Source organism: Maribacter antarcticus DSM 21422 (assembly GCF_000621125.1).
GTDB lineage: Bacteria > Bacteroidota > Bacteroidia > Flavobacteriales > Flavobacteriaceae > Maribacter > Maribacter antarcticus.
On sequence record NZ_KK211215.1, the window covers coordinates 43,459 to 68,541 of the forward strand.

Annotated in this window: 18 protein-coding genes; 2 read left to right on the plus strand and 16 right to left on the minus strand. The window is 39.5% G+C overall.

All coding sequences use genetic code 11. From position 1 onward, the window contains the following. Positions 1–50: 50 nt before the first annotated feature. Positions 51–2,687 carry a cyanophycin synthetase gene (gene cphA / locus Q360_RS0121455; protein ID WP_027078911.1) on the minus strand — a complete coding sequence of 879 codons (2,637 nt, stop codon included), beginning with the start codon at positions 2,685–2,687 and terminating at the stop codon, positions 51–53. A 92-nt stretch (positions 2,688–2,779) separates the two neighbouring features. Between cphA and Q360_RS0121460 the strand changes: the two genes are divergently transcribed. Beyond that, complete coding sequence (locus Q360_RS0121460; protein WP_027078912.1) at positions 2,780–3,637, plus strand: cyanophycinase; 858 nt, start codon at positions 2,780–2,782, stop codon at positions 3,635–3,637. Here Q360_RS0121460 and Q360_RS0121465 read toward each other — a convergent pair. The 11 genes from Q360_RS0121465 to Q360_RS0121515 form a co-directional block, all read right to left on the minus strand. Next, on the minus strand, positions 3,634–4,566 hold the full coding sequence (locus Q360_RS0121465; RefSeq protein ID WP_027078913.1) for an isoaspartyl peptidase/L-asparaginase family protein: 933 nt from the start codon (positions 4,564–4,566) through the stop codon (positions 3,634–3,636). The two genes, Q360_RS0121460 and Q360_RS0121465, sit on opposite strands and share 4 nt — an antisense overlap. Then, positions 4,566–5,546: a YpdA family putative bacillithiol disulfide reductase gene (locus tag Q360_RS0121470; protein ID WP_027078914.1), complete on the minus strand. Its 981-nt coding sequence runs from the start codon at positions 5,544–5,546 to the stop codon at positions 4,566–4,568. The genes Q360_RS0121465 and Q360_RS0121470 overlap by 1 nt, the downstream gene beginning before the upstream one ends. Next, on the minus strand, positions 5,546–6,196 hold the full coding sequence (gene rpe, locus Q360_RS0121475; protein ID WP_027078915.1) for a ribulose-phosphate 3-epimerase: 651 nt from the start codon (positions 6,194–6,196) through the stop codon (positions 5,546–5,548). The genes Q360_RS0121470 and rpe overlap by 1 nt, the downstream gene beginning before the upstream one ends. A 76-nt stretch (positions 6,197–6,272) precedes the next feature. Next, the gene (locus Q360_RS0121480) at positions 6,273–7,241 is read right to left on the minus strand and encodes a tetratricopeptide repeat protein (protein ID WP_027078916.1); all 969 of its coding nucleotides are present in this window, start codon (positions 7,239–7,241) and stop codon (positions 6,273–6,275) included. Positions 7,242–7,251: 10 nt separating this feature from the next. After that, positions 7,252–10,377, minus strand: coding sequence for a VPS10 domain-containing protein (locus Q360_RS24210; protein ID WP_084273528.1), 3,126 nt, complete (start codon positions 10,375–10,377; stop codon positions 7,252–7,254). A gap of 28 nt (positions 10,378–10,405) precedes the next feature. After that, the gene (locus Q360_RS0121490; protein ID WP_027078917.1) at positions 10,406–13,036 is read right to left on the minus strand and encodes a c-type cytochrome; all 2,631 of its coding nucleotides are present in this window, start codon (positions 13,034–13,036) and stop codon (positions 10,406–10,408) included. 211 nt (positions 13,037–13,247) lie between these two features. Beyond that, a complete protein-coding gene (locus tag Q360_RS0121495) occupies positions 13,248–13,703 on the minus strand; it encodes a tRNA (cytidine(34)-2'-O)-methyltransferase (RefSeq protein WP_027078918.1) in 456 nt (151 codons plus the stop codon). Then, a complete protein-coding gene (locus Q360_RS0121500; protein WP_027078919.1) occupies positions 13,700–13,927 on the minus strand; it encodes a VF530 family protein in 228 nt (75 codons plus the stop codon). Before Q360_RS0121500 ends, Q360_RS0121495 begins: the two co-directional genes overlap by 4 nt. Positions 13,928–13,965: 38 nt before the next feature. Next, positions 13,966–15,927, minus strand: a complete 1,962-nt coding sequence (gene pulA / locus Q360_RS24215; protein WP_051554888.1) for a type I pullulanase — start codon at positions 15,925–15,927, stop codon at positions 13,966–13,968. A gap of 1,144 nt (positions 15,928–17,071) precedes the next feature. Continuing rightward, on the minus strand, positions 17,072–17,740 hold the full coding sequence (locus Q360_RS0121510; RefSeq protein WP_027078920.1) for a hypothetical protein: 669 nt from the start codon (positions 17,738–17,740) through the stop codon (positions 17,072–17,074). 398 nt (positions 17,741–18,138) lie between these two features. After that, on the minus strand, positions 18,139–19,002 hold the full coding sequence (locus Q360_RS0121515; RefSeq protein ID WP_027078921.1) for a sigma-70 family RNA polymerase sigma factor: 864 nt from the start codon (positions 19,000–19,002) through the stop codon (positions 18,139–18,141). Between the two features lie 321 nt (positions 19,003–19,323). On the opposite strand from Q360_RS0121515, the gene Q360_RS26080 reads away from it, so the two are divergent. Further along, positions 19,324–19,473, plus strand: a complete 150-nt coding sequence (locus Q360_RS26080; protein ID WP_156950236.1) for a hypothetical protein — start codon at positions 19,324–19,326, stop codon at positions 19,471–19,473. 67 nt (positions 19,474–19,540) lie between these two features. Here the strand turns inward: Q360_RS26080 and Q360_RS0121525 are convergent, their stop codons facing one another. From Q360_RS0121525 to fbaA, 4 genes are all read right to left on the minus strand, one after another. Beyond that, entirely contained in the window at positions 19,541–21,757 is a 2,217-nt protein-coding gene (locus tag Q360_RS0121525; RefSeq protein WP_027078922.1) for a polyribonucleotide nucleotidyltransferase, read from the minus strand. A gap of 255 nt (positions 21,758–22,012) precedes the next feature. Continuing rightward, positions 22,013–22,282 carry a 30S ribosomal protein S15 gene (gene rpsO, locus Q360_RS0121530; protein ID WP_027078923.1) on the minus strand — a complete coding sequence of 90 codons (270 nt, stop codon included), beginning with the start codon at positions 22,280–22,282 and terminating at the stop codon, positions 22,013–22,015. Positions 22,283–23,066: 784 nt separating this feature from the next. Continuing rightward, complete coding sequence (gene accD / locus Q360_RS0121535; protein ID WP_036196458.1) at positions 23,067–23,945, minus strand: acetyl-CoA carboxylase, carboxyltransferase subunit beta; 879 nt, start codon at positions 23,943–23,945, stop codon at positions 23,067–23,069. Positions 23,946–23,980: 35 nt separating this feature from the next. Beyond that, positions 23,981–25,048 carry a class II fructose-bisphosphate aldolase gene (fbaA, locus tag Q360_RS0121540; protein ID WP_027078925.1) on the minus strand — a complete coding sequence of 356 codons (1,068 nt, stop codon included), beginning with the start codon at positions 25,046–25,048 and terminating at the stop codon, positions 23,981–23,983. Positions 25,049–25,083: the final 35 nt, after the last annotated feature.

Consider the following 25,083-nt stretch of genomic DNA (forward strand, 5'->3'; position numbering starts at 1 on the left):
AGCCATAGGTTTATTTAAACCTATGGCTGCTTTTTAAATTGTAGTTTTAGTCAATTAGTTATAAACCTTTTGCCTTCTGCCTCTTTTTTCTTCAAGTCTTTTACCAAATCAAGGGCGTCCGGAACCACATCGCTGCACAGTACAATCAATGTTCCTTCGATAGCATTGTCTACGGCGTAATGTATGGCCTCTTTTTCAGAAGGTATTACGGTAATTTTCTTTTTTGGAAAGTCTTTTAAGATTCCATCTTTTACCATTTTTATTAATTCTTGCTCTGTTTTTCCGCGGAGTTGCTTGTCTTGGCGGATAATTATTTCATCAAACATTTCTCCTGCAATCCGTCCTATTTCCATGTTATCCTCTTCCCGTCTATCTCCAATACCGGCCACGATACCCACCTTTACGGTGGCATCCAGCTGATTAGTAAATTTTTGGAGCGCCCGCATTCCTGCAGGGTTATGTGCATAATCTAAGAGCATTTGAAATTTATTGAATTTGAATAGATTAAGTCTGCCCGGAGTCTGCGAAGCTGAAGGAATAAAGGTTTCCAACGCAGCTTTAGTATCTTCGATACTAATACCGCGCACATTTGCCGCAATAATAGCAGGGAGAATGTTCTGTATCATAAATTTGGCTTTTCCTCCGTATGTCAGCGGTATATTTTCGGCCTTCATGATACGCATTTTCCAAGTGCCCTTGCATAATGTTACGTAGCCGTTTTCGTAAATAGCCGTAATTCCTCCTTTTCGTTGTAAGGCCATTATCCTTGGGTTTTCCTCATCCATAGAAAAGAGGGCTAAATTGGATTGTATTCCTTTTCGCATTGCGTAGACCAAATCATCATCTGCATTTAAAATCGCATACCCATCTGGTGCAACCGTTTCGGGCACTACGCCTTTAACTCGTGCCAACTGTTCTATGGTATGTATTCCCTTAAGACCTAGATGGTCTGCAGAGACATTGGTTACGATACCTACGTCACAACTTGGAAAAGCTAGCCCAGCCCTTAGCATTCCCCCTCGAGCACATTCTAAAACTGCAAAATTTACGGTGGGATCTTTTAATACAAATTCTGCGCTTTGTGGTCCGGTACAATCCCCTTTCATAAGAAGCCTATTTTGGATATATACACCATCACTAGTAGTATAGCCCACCCTAAATCCTCTCATTTTAGCAATATGGGCAATGAGTCGGCTTGTGGTGGTTTTGCCATTGGTGCCGGTTATGGCAACGATGGGTATTTTGCCTGTGTCTCCACTTTGTGGAAATAGTTTATCCACCACAGGTGCTGCCACATTTCTTGGTAGTCCTGTAGTTGGCGCCAGGTGCATTCGGAATCCAGGTCCGGCATTTACCTCTAAGACTGCTCCCCCAGTTTTGGATAAGGGCTTACTTATGGCACTTGCCATAATATCAATACCACAAATATCCAAATCTATAATTTTGGAGATACGTTCCACCATGGAAACGTTTGCCGGATGTACCCTATCTGTGACATCTTCAGCTGTGCCTCCTGTGCTGAGGTTGGCTGTGTCTTTTAAAATTAATCGTTCACCTTCCGGTAATACCGAAGCTACAGTATATCCTGCGTCGGCTATTATGGTTTGGGTAAGATTATTAATGGTAATTGCCGTTAATTCCTTTTCATGACCGTAACCACGTCTGGGGTCTTTGTTTACTTCTGCCACCAACTCTTCAATAGTATTTTTTCCATTTCCGATAACATGTGCTGGGGTGCGTTTAGCGGCGGCAACAAGAACATTATTGATTACCAGAAGTCTAAAATCCTCACCAGTAATGTATTTTTCAACAATAACTCTTCTAGAGACTTCCTTAGCTTCGTGATACCCCTTCAAAGCATGGTCATAAGTATTTATATCTACAGTGATTCCCCTGCCGTGGTTACCATCTATAGGTTTAATAACTAAGGGATAGCCTACATAATCACACGCCTCTTTTAAACTACTTTCCTTAGAAATAATTTCTCCTTTTGGAACCTCAACCTCCGCTTGTTCCAAAAGGTGCTTTGTGTCTTCTTTGTCGCAGGCAAGTTCTACACCAATACTACTGGTTTCACTCGTAACGGTTGCCTGAATCCTTTTTTGATTGGCTCCGTAACCTAATTGGCACAGGGAGTATTTGTTTAATCTTATCCATGGGATACCCCTGCTTTCTGCTTCCTCGATTATAGAACCTGTACTTGGACCTAAGCGATCTTCTTCGCGCAGTTCTCGCATCTTTTGTAAATCTTCATCTAAATCGTAGTTCTCTCCTACTATTAAAGCTTCGCAGATGGCTACAGACGCTTTGGCAGCATACCGTCCAACACTTTCTTCAAGATAGGAAAAGACAACATTGTAGACGCCGTGTTCTCCATAATCTCGCGTACGACCAAAACCAGTATCCATGCCTGCCATAGTCTGTATTTCCAATGCTATATGTTCTACTACATGGCCCATCCAAGTTCCTTCATCAACGCGCATAAAAAAACCACCTTCACAACCTTCTGAACAGCGGTGGGAGTACATACTGGGGAAAAGTGCTTTAAGCCGGTCTGAAAATCCTGGTATCTTATTGGATGGTCGGTCTTCCATTCCCTGAAGGTCCAAGACCATTACGATGAGTTTGTGGCGGCGGACGGACCAGTAATTTGGTCCTTTCATGGCATTAATCGTTCTTATTTTCATCTAATAGAGGTTCTAGTTCGTATTGCTAAAAAGAAAAGATATGATTTTATATTCAATTGATAGATGTATTTTTGCGGCATAAAATAAATTAAATGGACATTCGGGGAGTTTTGATACCTATAGGAGGTAATGAGGATAAGGGAGTAGATACACCTGAACAAAGTACCTTGGAATTTATTGGAGATGGCATCTTAGCTCGGGTGGTTCACGAAAGTGGCGGTAAAGATGCAATGATTGTAGTCGTACCAACTGCCTCTAGTATTCCCGATGAGGTTTGGAAGAACTATTTGGATGCCTTTGGTAAATTAGGCTGTACCAATGTGCACCTAATGGACGTTAGAAAACGTGAGGATTCCGAGTTAGAACAAAATATTACGCTAGCAGAACAAGCGGATTGCTTTATGTTTTCTGGCGGTGATCAGTCTCAAATTACTCGTAAAATCGGTACTACTAGCCTTCATAGGGTTCTTGTAGATAGATATCAAAAAGATTCTTTGGTCATTGCAGGTACCAGTGCTGGTGCCATGTGTATGTCAAAAGAGATGATTACAGGGGGGAGCAGTAAGGAGGCTTTTATAAAGGGGGCCGTTGGTATGGGAGAGGGAATGGACTTTATTCCCAACCTCATCATAGACTCCCATTTTATAAGACGAGGCCGGTTTGGACGCTTATCGGAAGCAGTTGCTAAATTTCCGAATTTATTGGGTGTTGGACTTGCAGAGGATACGGGTCTGGTAATAAAAAAATGTAACACTTTCGAAGTGATAGGTTCTGGCATGGTGATTTTGTTCGATCCGAGTAAATTGAAGCATAACAATCAAAAAATATTAGAGGAGGGAGAGCCCATGTCATTATCCAATCTTAGGACACATATCCTAGCAAATGGAGACCGATTTAATATTAAGAGCCGTAAATTGAAAGTATTACCCTTGGATGCTCCTTTGGTCTAATCTTTATAAATAGCCGTTGCTTCTTGACCAGAAGATGTTTTGAAACCTCTATACATTCCCTCGGTATTAAAAGGCATGGCTATGGTTCCGTTGGCATCAATAGCAATGAGTCCACCATCACCCCCTAAGTTTACCATTCTTTTTAAAATGACTTCGTCCGTGGCCTCTTGCAGCGAATAATTTTTATATTCCATAAGGCAGGAAACATCATAAGCGGTTACGCCGCGTATAAAAAATTCACCACTACCTGTGCAAGATACCGCGCAGGTTTTGTTGTTGGCATAGGTTCCTGACCCTATCATGGAACTATCGCCAATTCTACCAAATTTTTTATTGGTCATACCGCCGGTTGATGTCGCAGCCGAAATCGTACCATTGCGGTCCTTGGCTACGGCGCCAACGGTACCGAATTTATGATTCTTTTTTGTAGAATGGTCCAATTGAAAGCTGTCCGTTCCTTTAATTTGTTGCCATTGTTCATAGCGAAGGGCATCATAAAAATAACTAGCATCTTTTAAGGTGTAGCCTAGGCTTATGGCAAAGTCCATCGCACCTTTACCTGCCAGAAAAACATGTTCGCTTTTTTCCATAATGTCCCGAGCCAAACAAATTGGATTTTTTATACCGGTAATTAAGGAAACACCACCAGCGTGCAATGTGGCACCTTCCATGATGGCAGCATCCATTTCATGCGTACCTTCCGCTGTAAATACACTTCCTTTACCCGCGTTAAACAGGGTAGAGTTTTCTAAAAATACAACTGCTTTTTCAACGGCATCTACGGAAGAACCTCCTTGTGCTAAACAGTCGTAGGCTGTGTCCAAAGCCTTTTGTAAGGTGCTTTTGTATGCTATTTCTTTATCGGGTGTCATCGTGCCTTTCACTAAAGTGCCGGCGCCACCATGTATGGCAATAGAAAAGTTGTCCATTAGTTTTTGGTGTTTTTTACTCCTGTAATAATATTCTTCATAATCATTTTCGCATGCACTCTGGAATTTTCTATAAACCATTTATGCGTTTCCATGCCGCCGCAGATAACACCGGCAAGATAGAGCCCTGCTACATTACTTTCCATGGTTTCTAAATTATACTGGGGTAAGCGTTTTTTATCATCACTTAGCGTAACGCCTAAATGCTGTAAAAACTTAAAGTTAGGGGTGTAACCTGTTAGGGCAAGAACAAAATCGTTTTCAAGGTTGATGGTGCCTTCTGATGTATTTATAAGTATTTCCTCTTGGGTAATTTCTTTAACGGTACTGTTGTAATAGGCTTTAATGCTTCCTTCTTTAATACGATTGATAATATCTGGTCGTACCCAGTACTTTACCCGTTGTCCTACTTCGGGTCCTCTAATGATTAGGCTTACTTCCGCTCCTTTACGATAGCATTCCAATGCCGCATCGATAGCGGAATTACTGGCACCAACAACCGCTAATTTTTGGCCTGCATAATAATGTGGATTATTGTAGTAATGAGATACTTTTTCTAAGGCTTCTCCCGGCACATTTATCGTGTTGGGGATATCGTAAAACCCAGTAGCGATAACTACATTTGATACGGTGTAGCGGTGCTTTGTGGTTTGAACTTGAAAGCCTTGATCTGCTTTTATAATGCTTTCAACTTTTTCAAATAGTCTAATATGTAGCTTATTGGAGGTGACGATTCGCCTGTAATATTCCAAGGCTTCGTCCCGTTTTGGTTTTGCCTCAGTACTGATAAAGGGTATCTCATCAATTTCCAGCTTTTCCGAAGAGGAGAAAAACTGCATATTTGCTGGATAGTGGAAAAGTGAGTTAACAATAGGGCCTTTTTCTATAATCACATAGTTAAGGCCTTTTTTATGCGCCTCTAATCCGCATGCGATGCCTATGGGCCCTCCTCCAACAATAATAACGTCTAACTGTTCCATTATCCTTTTAAGCTTTTTATGGTTGCTTTAGGGTCTTCGCTCTTAAAAACGAAACTTCCGGCCACAAGTACATCGGCTCCTGCTGCTATTAAATCGGTTGCATTTGCCGAAGAAACGCCACCATCAACTTCTATTAAGGCAGCACTCCCATTTTCGGTAATGAGGGATTTAAGACCTTTTACCTTAGCAAAGGTGTTGGGTATAAAAGATTGGCCACCAAAACCGGGGTTTACACTCATCACGCAGACCAAATCGACATCTTGGATAACGTTTTCAAGTAGTTGTACGGAGGTATGCGGGTTTAACGCCACTCCTGCTTTCATACCGGCTGCCTTTATAGCTTGTACCGTTCTATGTAAATGGGTACAGGCTTCATAATGCACGGTTAGGTAAGTCGCCCCTAAAGCTGCAAATTTGGCTATATAGCGATCTGGATCTACAATCATTAAATGCACGTCCAAAGGTTTCGTCGCATGCTTTTGAATGGCCTTTATAACGGGCATTCCGTAGGAAATATTAGGCACAAAAACACCATCCATCACATCAATATGATGCCAGTCCGCTTCGCTCTGGTTTACCAGTTCTACATCACGTTGTAAATTCCCAAAATCCGCTGCAAGAAGTGAAGGGGCTATTTTTATTTTTTGCATTTTGTCAAGTCTAAAAATATATATGCAAAAGTAGTGATTTGAGTTTTTCCGGTACTTTTAAAAAGCCCCTATAGCTTTATTTTTCAAAATATTGAATAAGGTCACTTTCAGCCGCAATATATCCGAAGGTGCTCCAAGATGATCGACCTACTATTTCATTCATGATTTCGGCTGATTTTTCTTTTTCATTATTATATAAATACCAACTGGCGAGGCCATATGATACGGCATCATTTGAGGGGCTCTCAGTATCTGTTTGCAGTAAAGAATCTGTTGGGATAAGCCCTTTATATAATTTACATAAGTCATGATAACTTTGGTTTTCAATGATATCCATTTGCATATTAATTGGTTTCAAAAGGGTGTTGGCCAAGTTTTTATTGCCTAAGCGCCGTTGAATCATATAGAGCCAATGCGTACTTGAAACGATATTATCTGGGAGCGATCCTGCCTGCCTGCATTTTAGATAAGCGTCAAAGGCTTTCTCATAGTCGTGTTTGAGGTAGTAAGCAAGCCCTAAGTGATACCAAATATTACCATGTAATGTACTTACTGGAATATTCTGTGCATTGGGCATGCCGTCGGGTTCTATTTCATTTTCGTTGCCCTGAATCAGCTGTCCTGCTTTTTCGAAATCGGCAATGGCTTCATCGAATCTGCGTATCGAAATATAGCGATGACCGCGATGCCTGTATAACCGTGGTTCATCAGGGTATTTTTTAATACCCATGGTATAAATAGCAATGGCATCATCATAGAGGCCTAAATAGGCAGTTCTTCTTCCAAACCAAATGATGGCATCTTTGTCATTTGAATTTACTTCATAGTCCCTCTTTGCTTCATTATATAGCTTACGCAATTTATCCGAAGGTTCTGAAATCAAATAGTTCTTACCTAAGGGTGTGGTAAAAGATAGCGGTTTATCTGCTTTTGTCTTTTCTATTGGCTGCGCTTCTTTTATATCGTGCTTACAGCCGCTGCATACGATAAAGGATGTAAAAAGAACTGTTAAAATAAATTTTAAACTTTTTTTCGGTATGTTCATCTGTTTGAACTTATTTAGACGCTTCAATTTCTGCACTGCCAATATTCTTTAAAGCGGTATTTACTTTGGGAAGACCTTCTTTCATTATCGTTTTAAGATTAGCCAGATGTTGGTCTAGTTCTGCCGTTAGCTCTTTGAATACCTTATAGGCGCCATCCGTAGGTTTAGCATCACCGTTTTCCACACTTCTTCTAAGCGAAGCCAATCGATTGTTCAACTTTATGGGGAAATTTAAAGGATCCTGATTGGATTGATTTTTTACTTGGTATAGCTCCTCCTCAATTACTGAAATTTCGGTTAGGAAAGGGGTCATGGTTTTCTTCCAGTCTCCACTCTCAATTTTTTCTTTGGTTGCTGCCAACTGTTTTTTCATTTCCCTGATTTCAATAACCGTACGATTTGCCTTATCGGTTTTTTTCATAATGTCTTTGGATAATTGAAATTGCTCATCCAAATGTGCTTTAGTAATGCCTTTTAAATTTGGGTCTAGTTCGATAGCAAAGTTATCTGTTTTTTCATAGTCAGGGGTTTTGATACGTATTTGATAGTCACCTAAAGGTGCTTTTGGTCCTCTAGTAGGTTGTGCACTCCATATAATCATCCCTTCAAAATCGGTAGCTCCTGGATAGCGTAAATCCCAAGTGAACGTATTTAGCCCTTTTGCCGTGGTAGGTTTGGAAGAGCCTCCTTTTTTCCACCAAGGGAGGTCAGGGTCTTCTTCGTACTTGGGCTTACTACCTGTAAACGTGTTTATGAGATTGCCCTCGGCATCCAAAACTTCAAATGTGATGGTATCCAATTCTTGCTTTAGGTAGTATTGAATCTTTGCATCCGAAATACCCCTTATGGCATTGGAGGGCTTGAACAATACTGCGGATTCAGCGTTCATTTCTTCTTGGTATTGTCGTAAGGGATGAATGTCATCCAAAATCCAAAACCCCCGACCGTGTGTTCCCAATACAACATCATTGTCTTTAATTACGAGGTCTCTAATTGGTGTATCAGGAAGCTTTAATTGAAGCGGTTGCCATACGTCTCCATCATTGGAAGAAAAATAAACCCCGTGTTCGGTACCCAAGAATAAAAGTCCTTGTTTCATTGGGTCTTCCCGCACGGCTCGGGCAAAATGACCATCCGCAATGCCGTTAATAATCTTCGTCCATGTTTTGCCGTAATCATGTGTTTTGAAAACATAGGGTTGACGGTCATCTACTTGGTAACGGTTTGCGGCGACGAAGAGTGTCCCTGGTCTGTGCAAAGACTCCTCTATGATACTGACACGAGAAAATTTCGGAAGTTCAGTAGGTGTTATATCTGACCAATTCGTTCCACCATCTCTGGTAATGTGAATTTTCCCATCGTCAGAACCTGCCCATATCGTATTGATATCATGGGATGAGGGTGCTAGGGCAAAAACAGTAGCATAGATTTCCGGTCCGTTCATGTCCATCGTAATAACCCCACCAGTTTTTCCTAAGGTACTTGGGTCTGCATAGGTAAGGTCTGGACTTATTTTTTCCCAAGATTGCCCGTCGTTGGTCGTTTTCCATACGTGTTGTGAGCAAGTGTACATTACCTTGGAATCTTGTGGTGCGAACATAATAGGGAAGGTCCATTGCCATCGTTCTGGTAGGGCACTAGCAGGCTCTCCTGAGAAGAAGCGCGGGTAGACTTGAATGTCTCTGGTTTGCCCATTGCTTCGGTCATAACGGGTCAATAGTGCTCCTTGGCTACCGGCGTAAAAAATATCTTTATCTATGGGATGTTGTGTAATCCAACCGCTTTCCCCACCACCAACGGGATAATACCATCCGTGGTTAGGTCCTCTTGCCTGTTTGTGTTCCCAACCCTCGCTAGGCACTGCTACTGTGCTATTATCCTGTTGTGCCCCTGCCACGTGGTAGGGAACATCACTCGTTGCCATTACGTGGTACAATTGCGTGGTAATGTAATCTTGCTCCGTCCAGCTTTTTCCACCATTGATGCTTACATTACCACCCCCATCATTGGAATTCACCATACGTTCAGGATTGTTGGGATCTATCCATAGGTCATGATTGTCGCCATGGGGCACCTTAATCGTGGTATCGAAGGTTTTACCACCGTCGGTAGACTTATAGAAGCCAGTATTTAAACAATACACGGTTTCCCTGTCCTTTGGGTCGGCGTAAATTCTAGAATAATAAAAAGCACGTTGTCTCAATTTACGTTCGTCATTGGTGCGTATCCATGTTTTTCCTGCATCATCGGAGCGAAACACACCGCCTTTGTTAGCTTCTACAATGGCCCAGACTCTATTGGAATCTACGGGCGAAACGGTCACTCCGATTTTACCTATCGGGGGGGCTGGCATACCACTATTTTCGGTAAGGTCGTTCCACGTTTCACCACCATCGGTAGACTTCCAAAGTTTGCTGTCGCCACCGCCGCCCCACATTTTCCAAGCTTTACGCTGTACCTCCCAGGTGGTTGCATATACTACTTGTGGATTGTTTTGGTCAATAATCAAATCTACGGCACCTGCCTTATCACTTACATACAATACTTTTTTCCAGTTCTTACCACCATCCGTACTTTTAAAAACACCGCGTTCGGCATTGTCACCATAGGGGTGGCCCAAAGCTGCTACATACACAATATCGGCATTGGTGGGGTGAATGCGTATCCGTGCCACTGCTTGGGTTTCCTTTAAGCCCATATGTTCCCAGTTTTCACCGCTATCCGTGCTTTTGTAGACACCATCACCTTGGGTTATACTACCGCGCAACTGTACTTCGCCCATTCCAATATACACAATATCTGGATTTGACTCTGCTACGGCTACCGCACCAACGGATGAGCTGGTTAATTGTCCGTCAGTTATCGGTTTCCATTCGGTACCGCCATCTACAGTTTTCCAAAGTCCGCCACCTGTGGCACCAAAATAATATTCATTGGGTCGCGAAGGGCTACCTGCGCAACCAAGGGAGCGTCCTCCTCTTAATGGGCCAATGTTTCGCCATTCCAATCCTTCATAGAAGGAAGTGGGCATAATTTTGTTGGAATTACCGTTTTGGGGGTCGGTAGTCGTTTGGCCGTGCCCAATGCATCCTATCATAAATGCAATAAAAGTCAATAGTTGTGCTGCTGTTTTCATTTCGTATTTGATTTAAATGCTTGTTATATCAGTTTTGTTGTGTAAAGACCTCGTGGTCCTTACTGCCGCCTGCCTGTAAATAGGCAAATAGGTCTTTAATTTCTTTAGCGTTCAGGCGGTTTAAAAGCCCTGACGGCATTGGGGATAGGGGAGATGCTTCCCTTTTGTCAACCTTTTCTTTTAAAACCTTAAAGGCATAACTATCATTGAAAGGGTTAGGCATCACTGTCACGGTATCATCAGTTTCGGATTTTATGCGACCCGACACTTTTTTACCGTCTTTTAAATGGAACAAGGTATTGGCATATTGGTCTGATATTTCATCATTTGGGCTGTAGGTAGCGAACAACATTTCGTAATTATTGAATTTGGTATGGGCCTGGGTCAGATCTGGCCCTACCGCTGCGCCTTCGCCTCGAATCCTATGACATAAAATACACATACCCGCTTGAAAAGCACGCTGTCCTTTTTCAAAATTCACCTTATAATCTGCAAGTTCGGCGCCCCAGACCACACTACCTATTTCGTTGGCGCTGTATTGTTGCCCCGGCCCAATTGGTGCTGGTAAATCTGCAACAGCACTTTCGGGCGAATAGACTCCGGATAATTCCTGAAAGTACTCCTTTTTACTATCGGGAACGTGTATCATAGCCGCCAGACGAATATTTTCCATTCCTGGCTTAAAACTTAGACCTCCCTTGGCATTAAGGACGTCGTAAAACCACTGAAAATAGGAGGCACGAGCCTCTTTTGTCCATCCCTTATCCGCATGACTGAGTAGTACCCCATAATAAATAGCTTCCGTAGGGGGCATTTTAGCGATGATTTCTCTAATCAGTGGTCCGTATTGCTCACTACGTTTTGTAATTGCTTCCGAAAGGAACTCACTTTTACCTGCAGTACCTTCTTCGGTATGGCGTTGTAATAATGCAACCAGTTCTTGGGTAATATTGTCAGCTTTTAAGTACAACAACAGTTGTGCTAATTCTCGATTGATATCGTTACTTGTATTGGGGAAAGAGGTTTTTAATTTTTTTACGGCTGCCTTTTTATCAGTATCATTCGGTTCGCCCATCCGAATAAAAAGTAATTGATAAGCACGGAGGAGATTCAATTGCTGCTCCATCGACTGATTTTGCAAGGGAATAGGTGCTAATTTTTTTAAAATTTTTGATTGTTGAGAGGCATCGCCTTGACGCGCTAAAGCAATACTTGCCTCTATAATTTTTTTAGGGTTCTTTTCTTCTAAGAATGTGCTAAACCATTGATTTATTGATTGGTGTTCTAGCGCAATACGGGCAGCATATCTAATAAAACGATCTTCATGGTCTAGATTAGACCAAGCTGTTTCAATAGCTTTTGGGGTTTGTTCTTTATGATATGTTTCAAGGCTATGACGTAATTCTCTTAGTTTACCTTCCTTAGCATAAGAAGATGTTTCTTTTTTTTGCTGATTCTCTCCAATATAACGTAGGCGAAACAAGCGGGAGTCTATTCTACGCCCGCCAGTGGCAAAATATAAATGCCCATCGGTACCGGCAATCATATCAGTTAAAGGTAGGGGAGTGCCTGATAGAAACTCTCTTCGTTCTGCTGTATAGCTGCTTCCTTTTGCCTTTAAATCTGCAAAGTAAATAGTACCAAAACTCCAGTCCATCACAAAAAGGCCGTTCGAATACGTATCTGGAAAATTAAGTTCTTGTCCTGATAATACTGCTGTGGGTGAGCCTTGCTCTAGATTATGAACGGCAGGTAGGGCATCTGGGTAATAGGCTGGCCATTTTCCAGAACCAGTTCTCCAACCATATTCGCTACCGCTTGTTACATGGCATATTCTCGTAGGACGATACCAAGGCATACCTATATCCCATTCCATGTCAGCGTCATAGGTAAAAAGTTCCCCATCTGCATTAAAAGCGATATCAAATGGATTTCGGTAGCCTGCGGAAATCAATTCCCATTCGGTCCCCTCCGGATTAAATTTACAGACCCAGCCTCCCGGTGCTTTAATATCATTAGCGTGCCCACGTGCATCCAAATAGGGTTCAAAAAGATTGTCCTCATCCCAGTTGTTAGGTATTCTACTATTTTCCTTTAGTTGATCCGGTACCGAGGTATGGTTACCCGCTATAAAATAGATTTCTTTCCCATCTGGTGCTAGTACAAAGCTGTGAGGTCCATGCTCCCCTGCGCCATCAAGCTTCAAGAGTATTTTCACGGTATCTAATGAGCCATCGGCATCGGTATCTGTAAGCCTGTAGATGCCACTGCCGTTTTTTACATCGTCTTGCCATCGTTTATTTACGGCTACATAAAGGCTATTATGAGCCCAAAGTAGTCCGTGTGCCTCCCCAATTTCTAAATTTAGAGGTTGTACGTCAACATTTTTTAGGGTCTCTCCTATTGCAGGTGCTTTGAAATAATAGATTTTACCATACTGATCGCAGGAATAGATCGTATTTCCAGTACCCCGTGCCATGGCAACCCATGATCCTTGATTATGTTCACTAGGTCGGTACAGTTCTTCTAATACAAAATCGGTAGGGATATTGAAATTTATTTCTTTCGAATTATCCATGGCAAGCTTCTCACTAGCATCATTTTTACAGGAAAAAAATAGGCATCCTAGTAGTAATAGGAGTAAGACGGCATATCGCATTGCTTTCAAAAATAGTAATTTATTTAAAAATAATAAAAACTGAGGTAGGATACTTAAATTTTTAAGGTTGTCTGCGATGTGCTTATACCGCCAAAATAGATTCTAGTTAGGCCATTGTACGAATTTCTGTAGAAAAAAGAACAGGTATGCGCTGTTTGCACAGATATAAAAGAAAAGAATACTGGTCTTTTTTTTTGGGGCTCACATGAGGTTAACCATGCAATTGACGTAATCCTTCGTAAACAGTTATAGCTACTGCATTGGCTAAATTTAGACTTCTTATTTTAGTATTATATAGCGGAATTTTAGCCGTTTGTACTGCTTGGTTTTCTACGATTGATTTTGGAAGTCCAACGGATTCTTTTCCAAAAACAAGGAACATGTCATCTTCATAAGAAATATCCCAATGGTCTTTTTTGCCGTGAGAGGAAAAGAAAATCATTTGCTTGTCTTGGTGAGTGGCAAAAAAAGCATCTTGGCTCTCATAGGTAAACAGGGAAATATACTGCCAATAATCCAACCCGGCTCGTTTAAGCCTTTTGTCTGAAATTTCAAATCCAAAAGGTTTTACAAGATGGAGGTGGGCGCCTGTTGCTAACGCAAGTCTGCCAATGTTTCCAGTATTGGTTGGAATTTCCGGCTCTATGAGTACGATGTTTAAGCTCATTTTTTTGGGATGGATTGTAAATACAAATGTTCAACTTTGGTTCTTGCCCAGGGGGTTTTTCGAAGGAATTTTAAACTGGATTTAATGGTGGGATTACTTTTAAAACAATTGATGTTTATTTGACCTGCAAGATCTTCCCATGTATATTTTTCAGTAAGTTCTTCTAGAATAGTGACTAGTTTAACTCCGTGTAGCGGATTATTTGGTTGGGCTTCAGAATTCATGAATTTAGTTCTAGTTTTATTTGAGCATATATTTTCAGTTATTGCTGAAATGCTATGTACAAAGATAGGGCTGGAACCTTTATATTCGTTTCCAGGGTACGCTTTCCTTCTAGAGCAAACGTATCTCTTGAAACTGCTTCTTGCCAAGTTTCATCTATTTGATACTCAATGATTTTGTTAGATGCGTTATATATAACCAAAATATTTTTCCAACTATCACCATTCGCATGGTCTTCAAGTGTATAGGAAATAAAACCATCCTTAACCCTTTGAAATTTCAAATGTTTAACTACATCTGCAGCACTATTCATGTAAAATGCGGGATGAGCTTTACGTAGTGCAATGAGATTTTTATAATAGGTTAGAACAGCTATATGTTGAATTTTCCAACCCCAATTAATCTGGTTGATGCTATCTGGTAAGTTATAGGAATTATGCTCGCCATTCTTTGTTCGAAGCATTTCGACGCCTGAATGAAGAAAAGGTGTCCCTTGCGACGTAAGTACAATTGCATTTGCTAATTTATCCATAGCAATCAACTTTTCTACGTTGGCTTCGGTTTTGGAAACTTGTAGTTTGTCAAATAACGTGTGGTTATCATGACATGAAACGTAATTTATGGATTGCCATGGTTCTCGAGCCCAAGGGGCATCTGAGTAATTAACACTTTTATAGTCGAGTTGTGGATGTTCTATAGCGCCGACGACACCAAATTTTATTGATTCTTCCATTTCTTTAGCTCCGCTTACAAAACCCGTACTCTTATTCTCAAAAACAGACCCTTTGATGCCGTCTCGTAAATCATCATTAAAAGCTGCAATATTGCGAAGTTTTTGAACATGTTTCTTTAGTGCTCTTTCCGCTTCAGGTAAGGTTGAATCTTTAGCTGTCCATCCTTCGCCATACAGTAATGCATTTGGATTTATTTTTTTGACAGCATCAGAAATTTTGTTCATTGTTTTGATGTCATGAATACCCATTAGGTCAAATCGAAAACCATCAATATGGTATTCTTGGGTCCAATAGGAGACAGATTCTATCATAAACGTTTGCATCATGGCGCGCTCAGATGCCGTTTCGTTACCGCAGGCCGCAGCATCTGCATAAGAACCATCTTCCCAATGGCGGTAATAATAGTCAGGTACTTCTTGATTAAAGTTGGATTCTTCAGTCTTGCCAGTATGGCTGTATGCTACATCTAAAATAACGCCAATATCATTGTCATGAAAAGCCTTCACCATTTGTTTAAATTCCTTGATTCGTATTTCTCCATTAAAAGGATCTGACGAAAAAGATCCTTCTGGCACATTGTAATTGTTTGGGTCATATCCCCAATTAAATTGTGGGGTATCTAAATTGGTTTCATCTATAGCATAATGATCAAAAGTGGGTAATACGTGCACATGTGTGATCCCTAATTCTTTTAAATGGTCAATTCCTGTTGCTATATTTTCAGGTCCCTTTGTCCCTTCCTCTACTAACCCTAAATACAAACCAGGGGAGGATGATCCCGAGTTAGCATGAATAGTCATATCTCTAATATGCAACTCATAAATTATTGTTTCATTGTAGTTGGCTAAACTTGGACCTTTATCTATTTTCCATCCTTCTGGGTTTGTAGATTCCATATCCAAGACCATTGCTCTATTGCCATTAACACCAACTGCCTTAGCATAGATGCCGGGTGTTTTCGCCAGCCATAGACCTTTTACCCGTACTTGAAATGTGTAATACGTGCCATTTAAGTCTCCATCAACCTTAAGTTGCCATATGCCATTCGCCTCTTTTTTCAACTGTTTGGTGGCAAAGGCTTCTGAGTTATTTCCAGTTTTATATAATGTTAAAACTACTTCCTCTGCCATGGGTGTCCATAATGTAAATAGTGTGTTTTCTGGCGTGTAAATTGGCCATAGTGTACTTTGGATTAGAGCAGGATAAGTCGCAAAAGATGCACTATGATGTATAGATTCAAATGAATAGGGTAAACGAAAGGATAACATCAAACTAAAGAAAATTTCATGTTGGGTTATTAGAAAAAGGAATGACTTTCAACGCAGGAAATCTTTTTCACAAGCAATCAATAGGTCTTGTATCTACATAAAACTAACCTTTAAATATGGAAGAATGGCAGTACTGGGTCGAAGGTTTTTGAATAGTACTACATTTTGATAAAATTTAGCACTTTTTTCGTGTAAGGCCATTTGCTTTTGGAATGCAATCGGTTTTGCTAAATACTGGATTCATCCTGAAAAGCTTGTTTTCAATTAAGTCTTGATAGTAGGCCTCGGTTTTAACTAATATTGGCTTTGGTATTTCTTTAGCGATTGGGGGGGCTCGGCATGGATTTTATTTGATTTTTTATTCTGAATTATTTTTAATTTTGAGTCTTTGACACTAGACTGATTATTTGCAACCTGGTCAATGCTTGTAGGATAAACAGATAAACGTTTAAGGGCTGGATTGATACTCATTACTTGGTTCATGCAAGCATCTGTATCAACCGAATTGCCGCACGCCAGTGAAAAATTATGAAGATATTCTCTTTCTAAGTCAAACCCCCTTTCCTTCAGGGTATTGAGGTTTTTGGTAGTTAAATACCGTCAATCTAAAACAAGTTCATCTAATAGATGAATGTTGAGGAATGCCGCCGGTATATACTCGTCATTATTTGGGTTACATGTGCTCGGTAATAAATCGTGTTTGTAATATGTTGCTAATGGTCCATATTGTAAAGCGTTCACACTAGTACCCAAATAAAAAGCTTGATGTTTTGGTGTATCGAAAAATGAGCTTGGAAAAACTACCTTGGTGGTATTTGGAGAAGCACCGAATCTAAGGGGTACATTTAGTAATATTACATTGCTTTGTAGTCCTTCATTATAACCTGCTGTAATACTGCTTCGAATACTGTTATACGCTCCTAAAACAGTAACGATAACAGGTATGCTGGGTTCTTGATTGTTTGGGTTTGTTGTCAGAGAAACATCCCTATGTCACCAATTGTATATTTACCTAGATTGCTCTTCGCAAGTATTTTCATTGTTTCGCGGTAGCCTTTTTGGCTAATTCTTGCTGTATTTTAGCATTGTGCAACGTATTAAAATCAAGACTATACCCCGATTCAACAACGCGTAAGTAGATGAGTCAATCACCAGTAGCATTTGCATCTAAGTACGTTGTAAGTCTTTTAGAACTATTGTCATTCATCCAATCACGACCAATTGGGTTATCAATGGTTCCATTAACATTTGTGGTTACGCCGCCTGTTAAAGGAGCGTGATTGTTAAATGGTCTGCTTGTACCGTTAATGGACGGAATTGTAACTTGGTCATTTGGTCTATACTGGTCCATCTTGTTTATGATGCGATAAAAGAAATCGTCTTCACATAATAGTGCTTCGTGACCACTAAATTCTAAAAAGAAGCCATTGCCGTTATATGGGTTTTGATCATATGTTCTATTCTTAATTTCGTACACATCATCTAAAATGAAGTTGCCATCTGGGTCGTGAGCAAAGCTGTTTGTGCCAAATAAGCCAACACTACTATTCTGTGTTCCAATAAGCTTAAAACATGGTGCATCTATCAAATTTCCGTTGGAAGAACAATTTGTACCATAGATGGCATTATCATAATATTTTGGTCGAATAGACTCAACTACCAATTTATTTCTATCGCTTCCTACGGCATTACCGCCGTTTAAAACATGAATTCGAAACCCTTGTGGTGCGGCGATGTAGCTGCAACTTGAGGTTACCATACAATCTGGATTCTGAAGTGCTTTTGTTTGTGCTTGAATAGTAGTATATAGCAATAAATAAGGCCTTTTTTATCATAGTTGGTATTGGATGTTAAGAAACAACGCTACAAAAAAGCAAAAGGCATAGTTTTATCATCGAATACACTAAATAGGTCGTTTACTACATTTTTAATTATGATTAAATGGTACCGATTATGCGTTTGAAAGAAGCGTATAAAATAAGAATACTATCATTTGCTACTAGGACTATTTTGAAGCTGCGGATTTTCTTGATAAAGTTTCGAAAATACATTAAAAAAAAACTCCGGTAATCAGCCGGAGTTTATTCATCAATCAAAAAACGAACAGTCATGATAAACTGTTGTTATCGTTAAAATTACAATTAATATGCCATATTACCAATTTACGGAATGTTTAACGTGTAATTTTTATAGTTTAAACGCCCTGAGGTTTTAACCCAAATACGTTTTTAGAATTTTACTTCTAGAGGTGTGCTTTAATCTACGAATCGCTTTCTCCTTTATTTGGCGTACACGTTCTCTTGTAAGATCAAAGGTTTCCCCAATTTCTTCTAAGGTCATAGAGTGTTGTCCTGCCAACCCAAAGTACAAACGAATGACATCTGCTTCTCTTGGTGTCAAAGTTTCCAAAGCGCGTTCTATTTCTGTTCTTAGGGATTCATGCAATAATTCCCTGTCAGGATTTGGAGATTCTCCACTACGTAAAACATCGTAAAGGTTAGAGTTTTCACCATCAATTAATGGCGCATCCATGGATACGTGCCTTCCTGAGTTTTTAAGTGATTGTTTTACATCATCAACAGTCATATCCAATTCCTTTGCAATTTCTTCAGGAGAAGGCATTCTTTCATGAGCTTGCTCAAGAAACGCGAATGTTTTGTTGATTTTGTTAATCGATCCGATTTTGTTCAATGGCAAACGAACAATACGTGATTGTTCCGCCAAAGCTTGTAATATAGATTGACGAATCCACCATACGGCGTAGGAAATAAATTTAAATCCCCGCGTCTCGTCAAAACGCTGTGCAGCTTTAATCAAGCCAAGGTTTCCCTCGTTGATTAAATCCGGTAAAGTAAGTCCTTGGTTTTGGTACTGCTTGGCAACCGATACTACGAATCTGAGATTGGCTTTGGTGAGTTTTTCAAGAGCGAGTTGATCGCCTGCCTTGATACGTTGTGCCAATTCTACTTCTTCATCTGCAGTAATCAAGTCTACTTTTCCAATTTCTTGTAAGTACTTGTCCAAAGATGCGGTTTCCCTATTGGTAACCTGTTTTGTAATCTTAAGCTGTCTCATTAAAATAAATTAAGTTCAATTTGCATAGACTGCATATACTTATACGTAAAAAACTATAGAATGTTACAATTGTGTAAAAAAAAGATTATTTTTCCGTTAAACGGTAAGAAAATCTCCACTTTGTCTATTATGGTTAGAAATTGGAGTATTCCAATTTCATGATGTAGCACCTTTAATCATGATACCCTTTTCCTTATATTATTAGTTAGAAGCCCTTGAATAAATCGTATGGATTAATCGATATTTTAAAGGTAATTTGAATTCCAATTCGATTTACTAAATTTATCCAAGAAAGAATGGTTTTTTGATTAGTACAATAAGATGAAGAAAATTACATTTATTTCAGGGGTTCTTGGAGCTTCGCTTATTTTAGGGGGATTAACCGGCGAGCTCATGCATTTGGAATATAATGGAACTACGACAGCCATAGGTGCTTTTATTTTTACCATCAGTTGCGAAGTACATATATGATAATAGTAATAAAAAGTAAAAAGCCCTAACTAGAGAGTTAGGGCTTTTCAATTAACCTTGAATTTAGTTAATCTCTTCTAGGCTTTCTATCACGATTACGATCGTTTCCACGACGGTCATCTCTTCGTTTATCATCACGTGGTGGTCTTTCTACAAAGCCTTCTGGTTTTGGTAAAAGTGCTTTACGAGAAACTTTCTCTTTACGTGTTCTTGGGTCTGTACCTAAATACTTCACTTCAAACTCGTCACCCATATTCACAACATCAGTAACATTCTCTGTGCGTTCCCATGCCAATTCAGATACGTGCAACAAAGTCTCGTTTCCAGGAGCATCAAGATATTCTACAACAGCTCCAAAATCAAGCATCTTGATGACTTTTACTTGGTAGGATTCATTCATTTGAGGTTTGAACAGAATAGAATCGATTTTTGCCATAACAGCATCAATACCTTTACTGCCTACGCCTAAAATTTCTACGATACCTTCCTCAGTTACTGGATCCTCGTTAATAACGATAGTGGTCTCAGTTTCTTTTTGCATCTCTTGAATTACCTTTCCACCAGGTCCAATTAAGGCGCCAATAAATTCGTTAGGAATACGTCTTGTTACCATTGTAGGAGCGTGGTCTTTAACATCTACATTTGGTTTAGCAATGGTATCCGTCAATTTCTCTAAGATATGTAAACGCCCAGCACGCGCCTGTTGCAGTGCATTCACTAAAATCTCGTATGATAATCCCTTTACTTTAATATCCATTTGGCAAGCGGTAATACCGTCTGCAGTTCCCGTTACTTTAAAATCCATATCTCCTAAGTGATCTTCATCACCTAAAATATCAGATAATACAGCATACTTTCCAGAAGCTGCATCAGAAATTAATCCCATCGCAATTCCAGAAACTGGTTTAACCATTTGCACACCAGCATCCATTAAAGCCATCGTTCCTGCACATACAGTAGCCATAGAAGAAGAACCGTTAGATTCTAATACTTCAGATACGATACGTACTGTGTAAGGACAATCGTTAGGAATCATTCCTTTTAAACCACGTTGTGCTAAATTACCATGTCCAACTTCTCTACGAGAGGTTCCACGAATTGGTCTAGCTTCACCTGTACAAAAAGGAGGGAAGTTATAATGTAAATAGAAATTTTCTTCACCTTCATAAGATGGCATATCTATTTTGTTTGCATCTCTAGATGTTCCTAAAGTTACGGTAGCTAATGCTTGAGTTTCTCCACGCGTAAAAATAGAAGAACCGTGAGTTGATGGTAAGTAATCTACCTCACACCAAATTGGTCTAATTTCATCTGTTTGACGACCATCTAAACGCAACCCTTCATTTAAGGTTAAATCTCTAATGGCTGCTTTTTCAGCTTTGCGGTAATAATCAGAAACTAAGCCACCATAATCTGCTAATTCTTCTTCAGAAAAAGTAGCTTTTATGTCTGCTTTAATTTCAGCAAATGCAGTACTTCTTTCGTGTTTAGCTGATCCAGCTTTTGCTATAGCATATACTTTATCGTATGCCATATCATGAACCTTCTTCTCTAAATCTGCATCTGTTCTTTCGCCTTCGTATTCACGAACTTCCTTCTTTCCAAATGCTTCTGCCAATCTTAATTGAGCAGCACATTGAACCTTAATAGCTTCATGAGCAAACTTAATGGCATCTGCCATTTCTTCTTCAGAAATCTCATCCATTTCACCTTCTACCATCATTACTGAATCTGCAGAAGCACCAATCATCATATCTAAATCAGATTCTAATAATTGAGCACGTGTTGGATTGATTACAAATTCACCATTCACGCGACCAACTCTAGCTTCAGAGATGGCACATTCAAAAGGGAAATCTGATAATTGAATCGCTGCTGAAGCTGCTAATCCTGCCATTGCATCTGGCATAACGTCATCGTCATGAGACATTAACTGTATCATCACCTGAGTCTCTGCCGTATAATCTTTTGGGAATAATGGACGTAAAACACGATCCACTAAACGCATTGTTAAGACTTCGCCATCACTTGGTCTAGCTTCTCTTTTGAAGAATCCTCCAGGATAACGACCTGCTGCAGCAAATTTTTCTCTGTAATCTACTGTTAGTGGCAGAAAACCAAGGTCTTTTTGTTCGTAATTGGAAACTACTGTACATAATAACATACATTTTCCTGATTGCACAACAACGCTCCCGTGTGCTTGTTTTGCTAATTTTCCAGTTTCGATAGAAATTTCTCTACCGTCACCTAGGTCAATGACCTCTCTAAAAACTTTTGGAATCATAAAATTGATTTTTACCCGAACCCTCGGGATTTTGTTAAACAATGGTCATCCGGTTGTTGAAGCCAGAAGGTTGTGTTGTTGTATGTGCGGTAAGCACTCGACCAATGAAAAACTGTGTGCAGCTTTTATTTTTGCCTTTCCTATATAAAACAGGGTTTAATTTCAGGACTTTGAAATTTTATGTACTGAAATCCTCAGAAACTTCGGAGCAGTTTAATTTAAAAAAAGGGGAAAGCTAGCTTTCCCCTTTTTAAATTATTTTCTAATACCCAATTCTTTGATAAGCTCACGATACTTTACAACATCATTCTTTATCATATAATCTAAAAGACTTCTCCTTTTACCCACCAACTTTACCAATGATCGTTCCGTGTTGTAGTCTTTGTGATTTTTTTTCAAGTGACCAGTCAAATGATTAATACGGTGCGTGAACAACGCGATTTGACCTTCCGTAGAACCTGTGTTTTCCACTTTTCCGCCGTGTTTCTTAAAGATTTCGGCTTTTACTTCTTTTGTTAAATACATTCCAATATTCGTTTAATGATTTTTATGTATCTGAATGATTTTCAATCAGGCTGCAAATATACTATTATTTTTTAAATTTTGATTTTTTGAAAACCAAAATCTAAAGCTAGCCTTTATAGCTATTTTACACTTGGTCAAAATCTTTACACAAGATTCCTGTTGCTACCTCGCCGTTTTCAAGGTTCGATAGTCAGTGGTATAAATCCCAGACCCCACTTCAACTTCAATGGTTACTCAAGTGATTTTAACGAATTTATTGTTGGCGCTTTTCAATTTGTCATTCCCATTCAAGGCTACTGTGAATTTTCCTTTTTTAAAGAAATGCGGACTAGCGAGGGTGGGAGCATCTTTCTACTGTTTCTTGTTCTAAAGGCATATGTGCCGGTCGTGACTCTATTGAACCCTTGACGTACATAATTTACAAAAAGCCAAACCGATGTATTTCTTGCTCTTCAGGTCAGGTTTAAATCTCCTGATACCGTTATCTGGGTACTGTAAAATTCTCCACCGGTTATATTTAATTGACTGAGAGAATAAATGTCATCTTTTTGAATACTTCCTCTATTCTCTCATTTAGTTGCTACATCTTAGAACGATAAGAAATAGCATTATTATTTGTTGCTTTATTTAAAGTATAGTTAGTGCGATAACACAAAAATGTGAGTAGTGATGTGAAAAATAAAATTAAAATTAGTCCTAACATAGTTCTAGTTTTATGGTAGAGAAAAGCCCGAAATTCAAATGAATTACGGGCTCGTATTTTAATGCTATCACATTAAATACCTTATGCAGATTTCAGTTTTTCGGTACGAACAGGAATATTTTGTATTAAATCGATATAAAGATTTATCTTTTTCTTTAATTCTCTACGGTGCGTGATGAAATCCAAGAATCCATGCTCTAATAAAAACTCTGAAGATTGAAAACCTTTAGGTAAGTCCTTACCTGTAGTGTCTTTAACAATACGCGGCCCTGCGAACCCAATAAGAGCGCCTGGTTCTGCTATGTTTATATCTCCCAACATAGCATAAGAAGCTGTGGTGCCTCCTGTGGTTGGGTCCGTACAAAGCGATATATAGGGTAAACCAGCTTCGGCTAGTTGCGCCAGTTTAACAGAAGTTTTTGCTAGTTGCATTAACGAAAGTGCTGCTTCCATCATACGCGCACCGCCAGATTTAGAAATCATAAGAAAGGGAACTTTGTTTTTGATTGCATGATCGATACCTCGTGCAATTTTTTCTCCTACAACGCTACCCATAGAGCCTCCTATAAAGCTAAAATCCATACAGCAGATAACAATATCCTTTCCTAAAGATTTTCCAAACCCAGTTCTCACCGCATCTTTAAGCCCCGTTTTTTTCTGAGCCGCTAAAAGGCGATCACCATATTTTTTGGTGTCTTCAAACTTTAAAGGATCCTTGGAAGAAAGTTTTGCATCCAATTCTGTAAAGGCGTTGTCATCAAACAAGATTTCAAAATATTCCTTACTTCCTATACGAACGTGGTAATCGTCCTCCGGACTAACATAAAAGTTCTTGGCTAAATCGTCGGACTCCACTATTTTACCTGTTGGGGATTTATACCAAAGCCCTTTTGGGGTGTCTTTCTTTTCTTCTGTTGAAGTTTGTATTCCTTTTTCTTTCCTTTTAAACCAAGCAGTCATATCGTCTTCCATTTTAAATTTAGGGTATGATATTTTTATAAAGTATTGACGTTGTTTAAGTCTTCAAACGCTTTTTTCAAACGCTCTATAAAAGAAACTTCACCTTTTCTCAACCAAACTCTTGGGTCATAGTATTTTTTGTTTGGCTCATCTGCGCCTGTTGGATTGCCAATTTGTGCTTGCAAATAATCCTTATTGTCTTGAATATAATCTCTTACTCCAGCAAGAAAAGCATATTGCAAATCAGTGTCAATATTCATTTTAATAACACCGTAGCTTATTCCTTCTCTTATTTCTGCTACTGTAGAGCCTGAACCACCGTGAAAAACAAAATCAATATGATTGTGTTCTACATTATATTTCTTTGATATATATTCTTGAGAATTTAAAAGAATTTTAGGCGTCAGCTTTACATTTCCTGGCTTATAAACACCGTGAACGTTGCCAAAGGCGGCAGCAATGGTAAATCTTGGGCTTACTTTAGAAAGCTCTTCATAAGCATAGGCTACTTCTTCTGGTTGTGTATATAATTTAGAGTCGTCTACATCTGAATTGTCAACACCATCTTCTTCGCCACCTGTAATGCCTAATTCTATTTCTAAGGTCATTTCCATTTTACTCATGCGCTCTAAGTACCCTTTACAGATTTCGATGTTTTCCTCCAAAGGCTCCTCTGAAAGGTCAATCATGTGCGAGCTGAACAAGGATTTACCCGTTGCTTCGTAGTGTTTTTCGCTTGCATCCAACAAACCGTCTATCCAAGGCAGCAATTTCTTTGCACAGTGGTCTGTATGTAAAATAACCGTGGCTCCATAAGCTTCGGCTAGCTGATGTACGTGTTTTGCACCTGCAATAGCTCCTTGTATGGCCGCATTCTGGCTTTCATTAGATAGTCCCTTTCCTGCATTAAATTGTGCACCTCCATTTGAGAATTGAACAATAACGGGTGCATTAAGACTTGCAGCCGTTTCTAGAACACCATTTATAGTATCGGATCCTATTACGTTAACTGCTGGTAATGCAAAACCTTTTTCTTTTGCGTAGTTGAATATTTCTTGAACTTGATTTCCGGTAGCAACTCCCGGTTTAATGTTGTGGTTCATAGTCTTCTGATCTTTAGTTTTCAAAAAATTAAGAA